Consider the following 15,886-nt stretch of genomic DNA (forward strand, 5'->3'; position numbering starts at 1 on the left):
GGCGCGCGGCGCCCCTTTGCAGCGCGAAGCAAAATAGCCTTCGGTCCGGCCATCCTCCGCTTCGCTCCGGCCGCAGCCTGTCGGCCGCGGTGCGGTTCGGCGCCGCGCGCCGCCCTTCGTCGCCGCGAAGGCCGCGCGAGCGCGGCGACAATCGAAGGAGCCCGACATGATCCCCGCCGCCGATCCCGACAACAGCGCTTCTGAAACCGGCGCCACACACCTCCTGCTCCAGGAGATGCAGCTCTTCGGACATCGACCCTATGAAGACGAGCCCGACCCGCGTCCGCTCCCCGACGCCCGGCTGGCTGGCGGTGCGGTTGCCGACATGTTCGACGCCTTGGCGGGCTGTCTCGAAGATACGCGCATCGAGCCCGATCTCGAAGATCTGCTCTGGAATCTCGTCAACCTGTTCCACCGCGCCGGCGTGCAGGTCGAACGCAAGCTCGACGACAATGAACAGGTCCAGCGCCAGCTCCAGCGCGAACAGGACGGCAGCGAGATCCGCTCGGTCGAACTCGAACGCGCGACGCAGCAGGGCATCAGCCTTATCGAACGGCGCGATGCCATGGAATTCTTCCGCGAAGCCGCCGCCGAGCAGTTCCGCACCTACTGCCGCAAGATGTGGGCACCGCGTATGGGCTCGCGGGTGCAGCATCGCGCGATGACGGCGTCATTGATCGACAGCCGCGACTTTCTCGACGACAGGCTACGGCGGAAAGCGGCCGCGCTTCTCCCCGCCGGGACCCGCATAATTTTCACCGGCGGGGCCGACAGCGAAGCGCATGCCGCGATCTGGGGCGCGCTCGACCGCGTCCGGGGCCGCCACCCTGACATGATCCTCCTCCATGGGGCGACGCCGACCGGCGCCGAGCGCGCGGCGGTCTGTTGGGCGGACAGCCGCGGCGTGACGCAGGTCGCGTTTCGGCCCGACTGGACCAGGCATGGCAAGGCCGCGCCGTTCAAGCGCAACGACCGGATGCTCGAGGCCATGCCCGTCGGTGCCATCATATTTCCCGGAACCGGGATTCAGGACAATCTGGCGGACAAGGCGCGCAAGCTCGGCATTCCGGTCTGGGACTTCCGGAACAGATCGGGCTGAACTAGCTGGGCGCGCCGTTCGGGAATTAGCCTCAATCTGGTTCTATCTCTCGAATATAGTTGGAATATATGGGCTTGGCCGCCATTTTCGCATTCTCACAGGATCGTCTGGACCAGCGGCGATCGCGCCGTCGGCAGCCGGCCTTGTAAGAGGGCGGAGGTTGCCGGCCCTTACGAGGGGCACGCGGATCGGCTGGTTCGGAAAACGGCCCTCGGCGCGCCATGGTTCGTAATGCCGACGATTGACGCCGCCCACGCCTTCGAGCTTGAGCTCGCGCGTGTGAAGACCAAGAACAGTCTCGCCGACCTGCTTCGCGAGACCTGCGCCTCGTTGGGTTGTGCATGGTTCGCGCTCAGCCACCATGTGGATTTTCTCACGGCGCCAGAGAAGGGCGTGCGCGTTCACAATTATCCGGAGGAATGGGCCTATTGGTTCGATCAGAACCATTTAGGGCCCACGGATCCGGTGCACCGGGCGAGCCAGCGCAGCATGGCTGGCTTTCTCTGGCACAACATGCGTCGCTACGACACACCGCGCCCCGGCGACGAGATCGTCCTCGGCGAAGCGCGGCGCCATGGCATCGGCGACGGGCTGACCGTGCCCGCCCATATTCCCGGCGGTGCGCACGGCTCAGTCTCCTTCGCATGGAGGCCGGGCGGCGCTGCCGACCCGGACGCGTTGCAATTTGCGCGCATGATCGGCGGCGCCGCCTTCGAAGCGGCGCACCGTATTGCTCACCCAGACCATATGCGTCTCGGGCCGCGACTGACCGACCGGCAACGCGAATGTCTGATCTGGGCCGCGCAAGGCAATCCCATCTGGCGGATCGGGCGCCGTCTCGATCTATCGCCCGATACCGTGCGCGAACATCTGCGCAACGCCCGGCTGCGCTATGGCGCAAATGGCGGCATCACCCTTACGGTGCGCGCCCTTTATGATGGTGACATCAGTTTCGTCGACATCGCCAGGCGCTAAAAAAACGGCCGCACCCCCCTATCATGCTATGGTGCGACTGAAAAAAGCGGTTCAATTGGATCGCCTCTTTGAAGGAGGCATCCATGTTGCTTATCATCGACCATCTGAACCGCGCACGCGAACATCGGGCCCTCCGCTCGATGTTCGAGGCACGCAAACGCGTCTTCATCGATCTCTTGAAATGGGACCTTCCCGCGCTCGCGGGCCGGTTCGAGCTTGATCATTTCGACGATGTCGATGCGACCTATCTCATCGTTACCGATCCCGATGGCGACCATCTCGCCTCGGCGCGGCTTCTTCTCACCACCCGGCCAGCGCTTCTCGACAGTCTCTTCCCGGGGCTCGTCGCGGGGGACGTGCCGCAAGGGGCCGATGTGCTGGAAATCACGCGGTTCTGCCTGTCACCGGGCATCGGCGCGCGTCAGCGGCGGATCGCGCGCGATGCGCTGCTCGTTGGGCTCGCCGAATTTGCTCTGGCGAACGGTATCCGCACATACACCGGCGTCGCCGAGCTGCTCTGGTTCCGGCAGATTCAGACTTTCGGATGGGACTGCGAGTCTCTCGGTGAGGCGGCTCTTCATCGCGGTCAGGCTCTCGTCGCGCTCCGCATCGACATCGATGGCTCGACGATCGCAAAGCTCGCCGCCGCCGGAATTGTCAGCACCGCCGTTGCGGTCTCCGCCGCACGAGCAGCCTGAGGAGTCGAAGATGATCGTCAATCCCGCCAGGCTCGATGCCGAAAGCCCCGTGTCGCCCGCGGCCCGTCAGTTGATGAGCGAGGGCTACACCATCTTGCGCGGTGCCGCCCCCGCGTCGCTCGTCGCGAAGATCGCCGCGGACCTTGATCCCCGATTTGCCGCGACGCCCTTTTGCGAGGGCGGATTCTATGGCGAGCGGACCAAAAGATTCGGCCGGCTCCTCATCAGATCGCCACATATGGCCGATCTCGTCATGAACGCGGCCATCCTCGATCTCGCCGAACTCGCGCTCGGCAGTTGGTGCGATCGAATCCAGCTCAACCTTTCCCAGGCGATCGGCATTCATCCCGGCGCGTTGCCGCAGTTTCCGCACCGCGATCAGGATATGTGGCAAGGCTCGCTCGGCGAGGTCGAATATCTCATCAACGTGATGTGGCCGCTCACATCCTTTACCGAGGAAAATGGCGCGACCATCATCTGGCCCGGGAGCCATGGGGTCGAGGCGCTGGTCGAGGAGCCGAAGGACGCGCCGATCGTCGCCGCGGCCGACCCGGGCGATGCGATCGTCTTCCTCGGATCGACCTTGCACGGAGCGGGCGGCAACCGCAGTGGGGAGGTCCGGCGCGGGATCATCATCAGCTACTGCCTCGGCTGGCTCAAACCTTACGAGAATCAGTGGTTGGCCTATCCGCCCGAGCTGGCAAAAGACTTCCCGCCCGATCTCGCAGCCCTTGCGGGATATGCGCAGCACCGGCCCAACCTTGGCAATTTTGAGGGACAATGTCCTTCGGTGCTGTTCGGTGGTTATCCTGCCGAACCGCTTGCGGCGATCGACGCGCTTCGGCCGGATCAAAATGCAATGCTCGCCGAATATGTAGAGCTTCAGCGCGAGGGCGATGGAGCGCTCGCGGCATGAACGCCGGCTCGACCATGGAGCGGGTCTATCTCGACCTGAAGGCGCGGATCGTCGGCGGCGCCTATCCGCCGGGAACGCGCCTTGACCCGTTTCACCTTGCGAAGCGGCTGGCGGCAAGCCCGACCCCCGTGCGCGAGGCTCTTCATCGTCTGTCGGGCGAACGGATCGTCGACAGCTGGCATCAGGAAGGCTTTCGCCAGCCAATCTACGCCGAGGCGGATCTTTGCGATCTTTATCATTGGGCTAGCGCGCTGATCGGGCTCGCGCTTCGCGATGCATCGTTTGAGGATTCACAATCCAACATGTCGCTCCCGAGGATGGAGGTCGAAGACTATCCGGCCCGAGTCGCGCGACTCTTCCGGGGCGTTGCGCTTCTGGCCGGCAACCGCGAGATTCGCCTCGCGATCGTCAATATGATCGAGCGAACCGAATTTATTCGTTCGGCAGAGGCGCGCACCGACCCGTCGGCCGGGCATCTCCTGGCCGCGATGGAGGAGGCATTCTGCAGCGCGAAATGGGCCGAACTGCGCCGCAATAACGCCCATTTCCACCGGCGGAGAGTCGCAAGCGCCGGACGCGTCGTGGCCGAGCTGCGACCGCGGTCGCAAATAATCGAATGATATTTTGCCGATAGCGAAACTACATAAACTCTATTTTTTACAATGGATTAAGTTTGTGTCTGCCGCAATCCCGCGGCATTTTTGGAGGTAGCGACATGAACCGCGAAACCAATGACATCGTCGAACTGGGTTCGGTGAGCACCGAAACCGCCGGCGACCTCGGCCCGCCCGTCGAAATCGGCGGCAAGGACCGGCAGAACGGCATCAGCCTCGACTGAACGTTCGTCCGGGTGTCGGCGCTTGCACCGGCACCCGGCTCGAGGAGAGCTCTTCATGGGTTGGACATTGGCACCGGGCGTCGGCTTCTGTCTGGCCGGCAACGACCTCATCTTTCTCGACGTCGCGCGCGATCGCTATCTCATGCTCCACGGCGAGCGGCGGAAAGCGTTCGAGCGACTCTGCGCCCGCGAGCCGAACGACAGTGCTGCAATGACCAGCCTGGTCGAGACGGGCCTTTTCGCGCGCAGCGATAAGGCCACCGCGATCGCCCCGCTCGAGGTCGAGGTCCCGACCGCTGATCTCGCCGCTGCTCGCGTCCCGCGCACACGTCTCGCTTCGATCGCAGGCGCGGCGCGGTCGCTCTTTTGGGCGCGCAGGGCGCTTCTTCCCGGACGCCTCGCCGCGTCGCTCGATGGATTTGCAGCGGCGAAACGGGCCGGGACGGGAAAGCCCGACGCCATGCGTCTCGCCCTGTTGGCATCATCCTATGGCGAAGCGCGCCGCTGGGTTCCGGTCCCGCCACGCTGCCTGATCGACTCGCTCGCGCTCTACCGGCTCTCGCTGCGGCAGGGCCTGGCGCCATCGCTCATTTTCGGCGTCCGCTCCAACCCCTTTGCCGCCCATTGCTGGCTTCAGTCCCATACGGCTGTTCTGACGGGAACCGCCGAAGAGGCGCACAATTTTCGGCCGGTGCTCGTCATATGATGGACCGTGGTATCCTGGGGATAGCGGGCGCGCCCGAGCTCGCCGCGGCAGTGGCGCGGGCCGCGACTGCCTATCGACTTGACCGTGTCGGTGACCTTGAGGGGTTGACGCTCTACGCTGGCGCTGGCCTGAAGCGCTCACGCCCGTCGGCGTCCAACGTCATTCTGGGTGACCATTTCCCGAAGGGCCCGTTCAGCGTTGAATGGGGCAGCTTTCTCTCATTCTCTGCGGGCGCCGGGAAAGCCGTTGAAATCAGCCGTGCGCCGCTGACCGGCCTGCCGCTCTATTGGTGCCGCACAAGGGGCGGACTGTTGTTTGTCTCGCACCTCGAACTGGTGCGCGGTCTCGATATCGGTATCGCTGTGGACGCCGATTTCCTCCGTCACCTGCTGGCCTACAGCAATCATCGCACCGCGCGAACGGGACTTGCAGGTGTCGAGGAATTGCTGCCCGGAACGTGCCTCGCCTTTGACGGGAACACAGCTCAGGTGAAGCCGATCTGGTCGCCATGGCCGCACGCGGGCAAGCAGATATACGACCGCGATGCCGTGCCGCTGCTCGGTATTGCGATTCGGAAATGCGTCTCGGCCTGGGCGACCGGGCGCGAGCGGATCATGCTCGAGCTCTCGGGCGGCCTAGACAGTTCGATCGTCGCCGCAGCGCTCGCGGCGGGCGGACATGGCTTTGCCGCGGCGACGATCGCCACCGCCAGTCCCGACGGTGACGAACGGCGCTACGCCCGCGCGGTGGCCGAGCGCTGCGGTGCTGCGCTCGCTGAATATCTGCACGACGACAGCGGACTCGATCTCGCCGCCGGCCCGCGGTTCGCGTCGCCGCGCCCGGCGACCTATGGGGTGCTCGCCGGAATCGATGCCGCGCTCGGCGCCGCGACGGCAGAGCGGCCCGGCGCCAGCATCTTCACCGGGATCGGCGGCGACAATGTCTTCGCCATCACGCGGTCGATCCTGCCGGTGATCGATGCGCTCAGGATAAACGAACCTTCCAGACGGGTCGCCAGCGCGCTTCGCGATTGCGCCCGCCTGTGTGACGTTACCATCTGGCATGCGGCGCGCGCGGCGTATCGCCACTGGCGCCGGCCACCGGATGCCGGTTGGCCGCGCGAGGATGATTATTGTTGGCGCCCGGCGCTTCCCGACGCACCCTTGCCGCACATCTGGGACCATGGATGCGAGCGCATCCCTCCCGGGAAGATAAGGCACGTCCAATCGATCCAGCGCATCCTCGATTTTCTCGACCGACCGGGGCGCTGGTACGGCCGCGATGTCGTCGCGCCGCTGCTCTCGCAACCGGTCGTCGAGCTTTGCCTTTCGATCCCGGGCTGGCAATGGGTCGCCGGCGGCCGCGACCGCGCGGTCGCCCGCAAGGCCTTCGCCCCGCGGCTCCCCGATTTCGTCGTCTGGCGCCGCAACAAGGGCAGGCTCGAGACGCTCTGTGCGACGGCCTTTATCGATCAGCGCGCCAAGCTCCGCCCGATCCTGCTCGAAGGCCGGCTCGCCCGCGAAGGCCTGCTCGACCGCGAGCGGATCGAGGCTTACCTGGCGCGCGATCGCCTCGCGGGCGATTACGACTACTTCCGCTTGCTCGAATTGGCCGATATCGAACTTTGGATCGCGTCGATCGAAGATTTCGGGCGCGTGCCGGCAAGCCTCGCCCAGCGGGCATATTGATCGGCCTTGCCCGGATCGGGGTCGACATGCCCCAGCAACCAGTAACGGAACCAGTCGAGGTTGCGCTGGTACACGGCCAGCTTCTGTCGCGGCTCGACCTTGATATGCGGAGCAAAGGGGAAGACGTGCAATTCTCCTTTGCGCGCGGCGGTCAGCCGCGCCTGCAATTCGGGCGATTGCCGCGCTTCCTGCTCGGGAAGTTGCATCAGAACCGGCGCGTCGATCCGGTCCGCCTGAAGCGACGGCGAACGGCGGCGCCAATCCGCGAGGTCGGTGTCGGGCGGGCCGAGCCCCCAATTCTTCTCGAGATTCTGCCGGAAGAAATCGCGGCCGACTCCCGCGTTGAACCAATAATAGGCCGGTTCGGCCTGGACCGACGCGATCGACACCGCTTTCAGAAGCTTGCTATGCGTCGCGGTCCACATCGCGACTTCGCTCCCGAAACTGAGGCCGCCCATACCGACCCGCCCGGGGTCGGCGATCTCGCGGCGGTCGAGCTCGGCGATGGCGGCACGCACTGCGTTAAGCCCGAGCTGGTAACGGGCCTCGCCGGTCGCCCCGGACGTTGGGAGCTGATTGATACACAGTGCCGCGATGCCGCTTCGCGCCAGCGCGCGCAGCGGCCACTCATTGCCGAGGCCGCCGCGCAAATAGCCGGCGCAGCGATAATAGGTGATAAAAAGCGGCAGCCGTCCGGGGATCTTCGGGCGTACGAGCCAGCCCGACGCACGGCTGCCGCCCACCTGCCACGCGATCGCCTCCGTCAGGAGATCGTCGCGGTCGGGTAGCTGGTTGGGGTCATCGAGGATTTGTACAGCGCCATTGGCAAGCGCGATCCGCAACAGCTGCGGCGGCGTCGCCGCGCTTTCGGCTACGCAGAAGAGTGCCTCGCGCGTGCCGGCGCATGGCGCATTTTCGCCCCCGCCGCCGAGCAGGCCCTCGGTGGTCACCAAGGGCCGAAGTCCCGCTGCCGGATCCCAGAGCAGCGCATTCTGGCGGACGCGCCGGTCGCGCGTCGTCAGACCGAAGCGCCCGTCGCCGAGCGCAACATGCATCCACAGTCTGACCCCGCTGCCGCCGTCGCAGCCCTCGGCCTTCGTACAGATGCCCTGAGCTGCGGCCGCCAGTCCCGCCGCCTCCGGCAACTCCGATTGCGTTGGCGCCAGCAGGCTCGCTTCAGCGGCGGTCGCGGGGCGGTCTTCGCCGGTCGACAAGAGGCGTGCCTCGATGCGGCGCGGCGCCCTTGCAAGCAGCGCTTCCCGGTCGAACCAGTCGCCGTTGAGACGCTGGCTTGCGGGGCGCCCCGCGATCATCGCGCCGCGGAACAGCGACTGGGCGAGGTCGACCCGCCCGTCGACCAATATGCCATGATCGCGTTCGGCTTCCTCGGCGCGTTCGATCGCGGCGCGCGACGGACCGGTTTCATAGATGAGGGCGCCTGCCGCGCTGACCGCGAAGCGCTCGATATCCGCGTCGCCGACCAGATAGGGCGCGAACGCCCCATCGGGGCGTCCCTCCCACAGTCCCGCCGCGCCGCCGATCATTGCCAGGATGTAGAAGCGTTCGCTATCGGTCGCCCACTGGGCGGCCCCCGGCTCGACAAGTCCGGTGCCGTTCCAGCTCGAGGGTCCGCCATCGCCAAGATAGCGGGGCGGCGATCCGCCGTCGCCCGCAACGATATACCAGCCGGTCTCGATACGGCCGGTCACGGTCGACGGGCGCTCGCGGCGGTAGAGCAGCCAGCGCCCGTCGGGAGAGGCCGCGAGCCCCGAGATATCGGTCATCTCGACAAGCTCGCGGGGACTGGTCTGGGCGAGCGCCGGCGACGCCGCCGCAAGGAACGACGCCGCCCAGACGAGACTCTTCACCATCGGATCGTCGCCTGCACCGCCACCGAGCGCCCGATCGGACTTGCTTTCTCGGGATCATAAGCGAGCGCCGATATGTTGGTCCGGCTCTGTACATAGGGCGGGTCGCGGTCGAAGATGTTGAGCGCGCTGACCGCGAGCTGCAGGCCGCGCTCTCCCTCTTCCGAGCCGAACCGCTGCGACAGGCTGAGGTCGACGGTCGTCCACGAGGAAACGCGCTCCGCGACGGCGGGAATCTGGTTGAGATAGCCGCCGACATAATTGACGAAGGCGGTCGCGGCGAAGCCCTTCTTAGACCAGCCGGCGCGGCCGCGGAGGCGCCATTTGGATGGGTTCGCGAAGGTGCCGACGACATCGACGGCAGGCGTTCCCGGCGTCAGCTGCCGGTCGATCCGGAAGATATGGCTTCCCGCGAGCCCGAGGTCGATCGAGCCTCCGGCCAGTTGCGGCGCATAACCGATATCGAAGTCGATCCCGGTCTGCCGCACGGACGACAGGTTCCGTACCTGGCCATCGACGATCGCATCAACGTCGCCCGGTGCCAGCCCGAGCGGATTGGTGAAGGTCGGGAATGCGAAATAATAGGCGATAAGCTCGGGTGAGGGATTGTCGTTCACCACGCCGCCGAAAAGATCGCGCCGCGACAGGAAGCGCAGATAATCCTCGGTTACCGAGCCGATGCGATCGCGATAATCGACATCATAATAGGTGATCGCGGCCCTGAAGCCCGGCAGCGCAGCCGGCACGATATCGACCCCGGCGGTCCAGGTCGTTGCGCGCTCGGGCTTGATGCCCGGGCCATAGCCGAACAATCCGATGACATTGGCGGTGCCGGTCGGCGACGTGGGGTCGGGCAGTTGGAACGTCGTATAGTTCGAAACTGTCGGCCCGATCAGCTCGTCGAAAGCCGGTGCCCGGAACGAGGTGCCATAGCTGCCGCGCAGCGCGAAGCCGCGCAGCGGCTCCCAGCGGATCCCGACCTTCGGATTGGTGGTGCGGCCGACGTCGCTATAATCTTCCACGCGCCCGGCGATCGACAGGTCGAGCCGGTAGAAACCGGGGGCCGCATTGTCTTCGCCAAACAGCGGCACGAACAATTCCGCATAGGCGGAGCGGACATGGCGTGGTCCCGGCAGTCCGGTCAGCGGGGTCGCGCTCGGCGCTGCACTGCTCAGATCGTTGATCGTCAGATTATAATAGCGCTCGCGGCGATACTCGGCGCCGAGTGCGAGCCTCGCATCGCCTCCCGGCAGCCGCAGCAGCGGCCCGTCGGCGCGCAGCGCCGCCGACCAGCTTTCATAATCATCGCGCGAGCCGATGCTGCCGCGGATCGCCGCGATCGTGGCGGGATTGTTCGCGGTGCCGTTACCGAAGATATTGAAAGCGGTCGCCGGGTTGGTGTCGGCCAGCGCGGCGGTCAGTCGCGCGCGGTTGGGGATGTTGATGCTGTCCGAACGGCTCTTCTGCCGGCCATAGGCTCCGCCAAGTTGCACCCGCCAGCGCCCGAACGCTTGCTCCAGACCGGCCGCAGCGCTGATCCCGCGCACGCGCCCGGTGTCGATCGGCGCGCCAAGATCGTTGGTGAAATCATAATTGACTATGACCGGTTGATTGGTGCCGATCGGGTCGACGTAGAATGGGTTGGTGACGGGGACTCGCGCGGCGCTCAGATATTGGTTGAGCGCGACTTTGCGATAGGTGCGCTCCGCAGCCAGGACGCTGGTGCGGAGCGTGAGGTTGCTGGTCAATTCGAGTTCGCCGGCGAGATAGAGGCTATGAACACGTTGCCGCGGCAGCAGATCGCTCGCAGCGCGCCGGTCGCCCGGATTGCGCGTGCCTGCCGTCAGGTCCGCGGCTGTGAGCGCGGTGCCGTCCTGCCCGGACGGAATAGCGAACGTCTGGCCATTGGCGGCGGTGATCGTCCCTGGAACCGCGAAGAGCGAGCGATAGTCGGGGCCGCCAAAGGGCCGCAGATCTTCTGTGGCAAAGGGCCGGTCGGCCGCGGCAAGCGCATCGCGCTCGCTGAACTGATAGGCGAGTGTCACATGACCGCCGTTCCAGCGCGTGCCGAAAATCTGGCCGAATTGCCTTTCACCCATGTCCCCGTCTGCAGTGCCGATCCGCATGCTTGTCTCGGCGCCCTCGAAGCGATTGCGCAGGCGGATGTTCACGACGCCCGCGACGGCATCCGCGCCATAGATGGCGGAAGCACCGTCGGTGAGGACTTCGACCCGCTCGATCGCGCTCAGGGGAATGAGCGAGATATCGGCGAACACCCCGCCGAGACCGCCAAGCGCCGGGCGCGCGCCGTCGATCAGCACGAGCGTCGATGAAGGTCCAAGGCCGCGAAGGTTGATGCTCGACGCATAAGTGCCGTCGGTCCCCGAACCGTTGCGCGTGGTCGCGCCGAGCGTGGTTTCATTCGGCCCACCGCCGAACGACTGCGGCAGCGCCTGTAGCAGCTGCTGGACCGATCCCGTTCCGCTCTTCTCGATGTCGCTGCGGTCGAGCGTCAGGACGGGCGAGCCGGTAGGGCCGGCTCCCCGGATCCGCGTGCCCGTGACAATGATCGCACTATCTCCATGCGCCTCAGTCGACCCGTCGCTGGCTGCCGCAGCGCCATTTCCCGCCCGCAGCACGAGCGCGCCATCGACGAACTCCGGAACAATCCCCGATCCTGTCAGCAGTCGAGAGAGGGCCCGATCCGACGACATCCGTCCCCGCACCGAAGTCGAGCGTCGCCCCTTGACCAGGTCGGTTGCGAAGAGGATCTGGCGCCCCGAAGCCTCCGAATATTCCCGTAGCGCATCGCCCAGGGGTTGCGCGGGAATGTCGTAGCTGCGCTGTTCGGTCTGCGCATGCGCCGCAACTGGACAGAGCGCACCGACAGCGGATCCCGTGGCCAGAAGAGCGGCCAGAAAATTCTTGTTCATCCTATCCTCCCAGCGGCCTGCATGGCCGTCTGAGGGGGCAAGACGGATTGGGTCGAAAAACTCCTAGTTGGCTATTTTCGGCATCAGGACATAGCCGCCCGTTTGCTCTTTCACATCGAGGTCGAGCGCGGCTGCAAGCTGGCGTGCGAGCGATCGCGCATCCGACACATCGAAGCGACCGCTCACGAGCCGCCTGCCGATTGCCGTGTCGGCGAGCTCGATCCTGGCGCTGCCGACACGATTGGCCCGGTCTACCACAGCACCGAGCGGCAGGCCCTCGGCGAGGAGAAGATTCGGACCGGCGCCGTTGCCGACAGGATTGACCATGGTGACCGTCTCGCCGGCCGGCTTGGTCTCGATGAGCACCGGCGCGTCATTCTCGACTGCGGCGCGCTGGCCGGGACGGAGCCGCAGCGGAGCAAGGGGCCTGGCGGTGGCGCGCACCTCGACCGAGCCCTCGACAAGATGGACGACCGGTCGCCGGCCAGTCAGATCGATCTCGAAGATCGTCCCGAGCGCCGTGGTCTCGCTTCCTCCTGCCTCCACCCGGAAGGGGCGGGCACGATCATGGGCCACCTCGAACCGGGCGCGCCCGCCACTTAGATAGATGCGGCGTTCTTCCGGCGAAAATTTCATCTCGATGCGCGCTCCATCCGTCAGCACAACGCGGGTGCCATCCTCGAGCCGCATCTCGCCGCTTTCATTTCCCGCGACAATGGCTTCGGAACCGCGATTGCCAAGCAGCAGCCAGCCGAAGGCGAGCGAGACGGCAAGCAGGAGCGCGGCGGCAAGCGCCCAGCGGGCATTTGACCCGGCCGGCGCGGGCGCGGCGGCGGCCTTCCGATGCGCGGCGAGATGCTCGGGTGCGACCCCGGCCGTCAGCAACCAATTCTCTTCCGCCAGCGCATAGGCTTCGGCGTTGTCGGGATTGGCCCGCCACGCCTCGAACTCGGCCTCGTCGGCCGGTGAATGGGGCGCGCGCATGCGCGCGAACCAGTAATCCGCCTCCGTGTCACGGTCGCTCACTTAGTGTCGGCCCGCGCCTTGCGGATTGCGATCATCGCCTGCGCGATATGCCATTCGACGCCCTTCACGCTGATTCCTTTCGCTTTCGCGATTTCCTCATAGCTCAGGCCATCGAACCGATGCATCACGAATATAGAACCAGTTTGGGGCTTTAATTTCTCGATCGCCTCTCCGACGCGCCGCATCGTGTCGCGCGCCTCGAGCGCTGCATGGGGGTCGGGTCCGGCGATATCCTCCTCCTCGAAGCTGTGGTGCTGCGATGCCTGGCGCGCATTGTCGGCGCGCGCGCGATCGGTGAGCAGGTTGCGCGCGGTGCGGACGAGATAGGCGCCGGGCTTTTCGATCAGCGCAAGCGCATGGCTCTTTTTGGTCGCGAGGCGGCGAAAGCATTCTTGCACGAGGTCGCCGATATCCTGTCGCGGCGCGCGCCGCCGCAAATAACGTGCGAGGGCGGGCTGGTGCGTGTTGTAGAGCGCTTCCAGGTTTGAGGCATGGGCGAGCCCCGTCCAATCGTCGGGTGGCACGGGATCGCTGCTGTTCAGGCCCCGCTGTCGATCCTCGTCGTCTTCGAAATCCATGCCATGTCGCTCCCGGTCGAGCGAAAGGCGGGAAGCCGGGCGGTAAGAACATACTCGAAAAAATATGCGCCGCCGCCTTTGGCCCGAAGGCTTGGACATACGCGTCGGCCACCCGGCCAGGATGGAAAACTCTATAGAAGGTCCGAGCGAGGTTCTTACGTCTCGGCACCGCGCGCCTTCTGGCCCGATGCCCGTCCAACATAGCCTGCCGTAACGTCAGGGCAAGTATCTGGTGTGCCGAAAGATCCAGATCGAGTCTAATTCCGGTCACCGGCCGCGATAAGGCTCGCACGCTATCCCGTCGCCATCGCCGTCCATTTCCGGGCGATATCCCGGCTGCCCGCGGCGAAGTGGCGCTGCCCCCGCCGCCCATGCTTCCTTGCAGTTCCGGAAATATGTGCCCGACGGCGTGGGCGTGCGAACGGGGCTAGTGCTGCGTGGATGGGCGGGACCGTTGAGCCGCGGCCGGGGATGCGCCGCGCGATATTCGGACGGCATCTGGAATGTACCAGCCCACAGGCCGCGGCGCGCTTCGCGGGCGCGCGCTTCAGCCGCGACATAGCGATCGGTGAAATGCGGCAAGGCCACGGCGAGACCCGCATCGATCATCGCGCCGCCGAGATCGATCTTGCCCGCCCGGCATGTAGCGACGATCCGGCCATAATCGTCGACATCCTTTTGGTCGCAGACGACCGATACTCCGCCGACCAGGCTCGCCAGCTTCGAGGCGGCCTCCTTGCCACAGCGCCACGTCGCGCCATCCCTCTCGCAGCTCTGCATGAGTTCGGGCGCATCGACGCCGTAAAGGCGCACCGCGATCCCGCTGAGGTCGAGCGAGTCTCCGTCCGCGGCGCGCGCCGGGCCGCTGACCTCTTGCGTCATGGCGGGAGCAGTGAGCAGGATAAGGGCTGCGGCGATCGTTGGTCTCATGCCACGCCCATAGCGCGTCTCGGTGAGCAATTCCTTGCTGATCCTGTCCAATTTGCTCGCGTGCGCGGGCCAACCGGGGCTGGTCCGGCGATGTGAATGGCGATCCCGCGCGCGCAACGGCGGCGTGCCGCCGTCCTCCGCTGACGCTGCGGCCCTTCGGGTGCGCGCGCGGGCGTGCCGCCATTCCCTTGTCGCCAGTGCCCCGGGGATGGCCCCGGGCTTCGCAGGAGCAAAATCATGGCCGCAATCGGTCTTGTCAGCGGAACGATGGAGAAAGGTTATGTGGGCCAGCTCACGACCATCTCGATCCGCGTTCCCATCGAAATCCGCCGCAATCCCGGCAAGAATGGCGATGTACAACCCGACTATCGCGTCTGGTCTGACGGCGTGGAATGTGGCGCTGGCTGGCTCCGACGCAGCGAGGCATCGGGCAATCTCTATGTCTCGCTATGCCTCGAAGCCCCCGAGTTCGGACCGCGCCGCATCTATGCAAACCTCGGCCGCGCGGCAGGTCAGGACAATCCCGACGTCTATGCCTTGTTGTGGAATCCGGCCGACTGACCGCGCGTGGCGGCATCCGCGCGTCTGGTTCAATCTCGGCGTGCAAGGGTGTCGCCACCTTGTTAGGGTGATTTCAATGCGTAGCAGTCTCGACCATCTTCCCCCGCACAAGCAGCGCGAACTCGAGCGGATCGTCCAGATCGTCTTCGAAGAATTCGAGGACGCACTGGCGCTCGCGACGCAAGATTGGAAGCGCAAAGGGCGGATATCGAAGATCATTCTCTATGGCAGCTATGCGCGCGGCGGCTGGGTCGACGAGCCGCATACCGCCAAAGGCTATCAGTCGGACTTTGACCTGTTGATCATCGTCAACGACGACCGGCTGACCGATCGCGTCGAATATTGGTCGAAGCTCGATGACCGTCTGATACGCGAACTGGCCGTGACGAAGACGCTGCGCACGCCGGTGAACTTCATCGTTCACAGCGTAGGCGAGGTGAACGCCGGGCTGTCGCAGGGGCGCTACTTCTTCATGGACGTCGCGGGTGATGGGATCGCGATCTATCAAGCTGTCGATGATGAACTGCCCGAGCCGCAGCCGAAAACGCCGCATGCGGCGCTGGAGATGGCGCGGGAATATTTTGACGAGTGGTTTCCCAGTGCCAACGAATTCGCGGACGACTTTCGTTCCAACCTTGAGCGAGCCAGGCTGAAAAAGGCAGCTTTCGAATTGCATCAGGCCACAGAGCGCTACTACCACTGCGCTCTCCTCGTGTGCAGCTTCTACACGCCCCATGTCCATAACTTGGCGTTTCTGCGTACCCAGGCCGAGCGGCTTGATCCGCGCATGATCGACGCGTGGCCGCGCGATACAAAGGCGGATCGGTCGCGGTTCGAGAAGCTCAAGGAGGCGTACATCAAAGCGCGCTACTCAAAGCATTATCGCATTTCGGAGGAAGAGCTGGCTTGGCTCGGCACACGCGTCGAGGTGCTCGCGGCAATAGTGGAGGCCATTTGTACCGAACGCATTGTGCAGCTCGAGAAGACAGCACGCGCGGCAGGCTAGCTAGTGGCTCCGCGACCGAACTGCGCCGCCAACCGGTCGTTCGCGCTAGCTCACTCGATCTGGA

The 15,886-nt window shown here is 65.4% G+C and carries 15 protein-coding genes; 10 read left to right on the top strand and 5 right to left on the bottom strand.

What is annotated here, in order from left to right; all coding sequences use genetic code 11:
• The first annotated feature begins 166 nt into the window (after positions 1–166).
• The 8 genes from AC07NV_RS14510 to AC07NV_RS14545 all read left to right on the top strand — a co-directional run bounded on the left by AC07NV_RS14510 (position 167) and on the right by AC07NV_RS14545 (position 6,920).
• Positions 167–1,099, top strand: coding sequence for a DUF2493 domain-containing protein (locus tag AC07NV_RS14510; RefSeq protein WP_495167070.1), 933 nt, complete (start codon positions 167–169; stop codon positions 1,097–1,099).
• Positions 1,100–1,330: 231 nt separating this feature from the next.
• Positions 1,331–2,074 (top strand): helix-turn-helix transcriptional regulator, encoded by a 744-nt coding sequence (locus AC07NV_RS14515; protein WP_495167071.1) that lies wholly within the window; start codon positions 1,331–1,333, stop codon positions 2,072–2,074.
• A gap of 83 nt (positions 2,075–2,157) precedes the next feature.
• On the top strand, positions 2,158–2,772 hold the full coding sequence (locus AC07NV_RS14520) for an acyl-homoserine-lactone synthase (RefSeq protein WP_495167072.1): 615 nt from the start codon (positions 2,158–2,160) through the stop codon (positions 2,770–2,772).
• A gap of 10 nt (positions 2,773–2,782) precedes the next feature.
• Positions 2,783–3,688 carry a phytanoyl-CoA dioxygenase family protein gene (locus AC07NV_RS14525; RefSeq protein WP_495167073.1) on the top strand — a complete coding sequence of 302 codons (906 nt, stop codon included), beginning with the start codon at positions 2,783–2,785 and terminating at the stop codon, positions 3,686–3,688.
• Positions 3,685–4,308: a GntR family transcriptional regulator gene (locus tag AC07NV_RS14530; protein WP_495167074.1), complete on the top strand. Its 624-nt coding sequence runs from the start codon at positions 3,685–3,687 to the stop codon at positions 4,306–4,308. Before AC07NV_RS14525 ends, AC07NV_RS14530 begins: the two co-directional genes overlap by 4 nt.
• A gap of 95 nt (positions 4,309–4,403) precedes the next feature.
• Positions 4,404–4,526: a benenodin family lasso peptide gene (locus AC07NV_RS14535; RefSeq protein WP_495167075.1), complete on the top strand. Its 123-nt coding sequence runs from the start codon at positions 4,404–4,406 to the stop codon at positions 4,524–4,526.
• A 55-nt stretch (positions 4,527–4,581) separates the two neighbouring features.
• A complete protein-coding gene (locus AC07NV_RS14540; RefSeq protein ID WP_495167076.1) occupies positions 4,582–5,232 on the top strand; it encodes a lasso peptide biosynthesis B2 protein in 651 nt (216 codons plus the stop codon).
• Entirely contained in the window at positions 5,229–6,920 is a 1,692-nt protein-coding gene (locus tag AC07NV_RS14545; RefSeq protein WP_495167077.1) for an asparagine synthase-related protein, read from the top strand. Before AC07NV_RS14540 ends, AC07NV_RS14545 begins: the two co-directional genes overlap by 4 nt.
• Here AC07NV_RS14545 and AC07NV_RS14550 read toward each other — a convergent pair.
• The 5 genes from AC07NV_RS14550 to AC07NV_RS14570 form a co-directional block, all read right to left on the bottom strand.
• Positions 6,821–8,791, bottom strand: coding sequence for an Atxe2 family lasso peptide isopeptidase (locus tag AC07NV_RS14550; protein ID WP_495167078.1), 1,971 nt, complete (start codon positions 8,789–8,791; stop codon positions 6,821–6,823). The two genes, AC07NV_RS14545 and AC07NV_RS14550, sit on opposite strands and share 100 nt — an antisense overlap.
• Positions 8,785–11,721 carry a TonB-dependent receptor domain-containing protein gene (locus AC07NV_RS14555; protein ID WP_495167079.1) on the bottom strand — a complete coding sequence of 979 codons (2,937 nt, stop codon included), beginning with the start codon at positions 11,719–11,721 and terminating at the stop codon, positions 8,785–8,787. Before AC07NV_RS14555 ends, AC07NV_RS14550 begins: the two co-directional genes overlap by 7 nt.
• 63 nt (positions 11,722–11,784) lie before the next feature.
• Positions 11,785–12,747, bottom strand: a complete 963-nt coding sequence (locus AC07NV_RS14560; protein ID WP_495167080.1) for a FecR family protein — start codon at positions 12,745–12,747, stop codon at positions 11,785–11,787.
• Positions 12,744–13,325, bottom strand: a complete 582-nt coding sequence (locus tag AC07NV_RS14565) for an RNA polymerase sigma factor (RefSeq protein ID WP_495167081.1) — start codon at positions 13,323–13,325, stop codon at positions 12,744–12,746. The genes AC07NV_RS14560 and AC07NV_RS14565 overlap by 4 nt, the downstream gene beginning before the upstream one ends.
• A gap of 267 nt (positions 13,326–13,592) precedes the next feature.
• Positions 13,593–14,306, bottom strand: a complete 714-nt coding sequence (locus tag AC07NV_RS14570; RefSeq protein WP_495167082.1) for a thermonuclease family protein — start codon at positions 14,304–14,306, stop codon at positions 13,593–13,595.
• Positions 14,307–14,492: 186 nt separating this feature from the next.
• Between AC07NV_RS14570 and AC07NV_RS14575 the strand changes: the two genes are divergently transcribed.
• Positions 14,493–14,816 carry a DUF736 domain-containing protein gene (locus AC07NV_RS14575; protein WP_495167083.1) on the top strand — a complete coding sequence of 108 codons (324 nt, stop codon included), beginning with the start codon at positions 14,493–14,495 and terminating at the stop codon, positions 14,814–14,816.
• Positions 14,817–14,892: 76 nt separating this feature from the next.
• Complete coding sequence (locus AC07NV_RS14580) at positions 14,893–15,822, top strand: HEPN domain-containing protein (protein ID WP_495167084.1); 930 nt, start codon at positions 14,893–14,895, stop codon at positions 15,820–15,822.
• Positions 15,823–15,886 lie beyond the last annotated feature (64 nt).

The organism is Sphingopyxis sp. GW821-FHT10B01 (assembly GCF_059415685.1).

Bases quoted from the DNA above. Each gene is read 5' to 3' on its own strand.
- AC07NV_RS14575 (WP_495167083.1), top strand. From the start codon at position 14,493: ATGGCCGCAATCGGTCTTGTCAGCGGAACGATGGAGAAAGGTTATGTG.
- AC07NV_RS14535 (WP_495167075.1), top strand. From the start codon at position 4,404: ATGAACCGCGAAACCAATGACATCGTCGAACTGGGTTCGGTGAGCACC.
- AC07NV_RS14525 (WP_495167073.1), top strand. From the start codon at position 2,783: ATGATCGTCAATCCCGCCAGGCTCGATGCCGAAAGCCCCGTGTCGCCC.
- AC07NV_RS14550 (WP_495167078.1), bottom strand. From the start codon at position 8,791: ATGGTGAAGAGTCTCGTCTGGGCGGCGTCGTTCCTTGCGGCGGCGTCG.
- AC07NV_RS14510 (WP_495167070.1), top strand. From the start codon at position 167: ATGATCCCCGCCGCCGATCCCGACAACAGCGCTTCTGAAACCGGCGCC.
- AC07NV_RS14545 (WP_495167077.1), top strand. From the start codon at position 5,229: ATGATGGACCGTGGTATCCTGGGGATAGCGGGCGCGCCCGAGCTCGCC.
- AC07NV_RS14555 (WP_495167079.1), bottom strand. From the start codon at position 11,721: ATGAACAAGAATTTTCTGGCCGCTCTTCTGGCCACGGGATCCGCTGTC.
- AC07NV_RS14580 (WP_495167084.1), top strand. From the start codon at position 14,893: ATGCGTAGCAGTCTCGACCATCTTCCCCCGCACAAGCAGCGCGAACTC.
- AC07NV_RS14565 (WP_495167081.1), bottom strand. From the start codon at position 13,325: ATGGATTTCGAAGACGACGAGGATCGACAGCGGGGCCTGAACAGCAGC.
- AC07NV_RS14540 (WP_495167076.1), top strand. From the start codon at position 4,582: ATGGGTTGGACATTGGCACCGGGCGTCGGCTTCTGTCTGGCCGGCAAC.
- AC07NV_RS14515 (WP_495167071.1), top strand. From the start codon at position 1,331: ATGCCGACGATTGACGCCGCCCACGCCTTCGAGCTTGAGCTCGCGCGT.
- AC07NV_RS14520 (WP_495167072.1), top strand. From the start codon at position 2,158: ATGTTGCTTATCATCGACCATCTGAACCGCGCACGCGAACATCGGGCC.
- AC07NV_RS14530 (WP_495167074.1), top strand. From the start codon at position 3,685: ATGAACGCCGGCTCGACCATGGAGCGGGTCTATCTCGACCTGAAGGCG.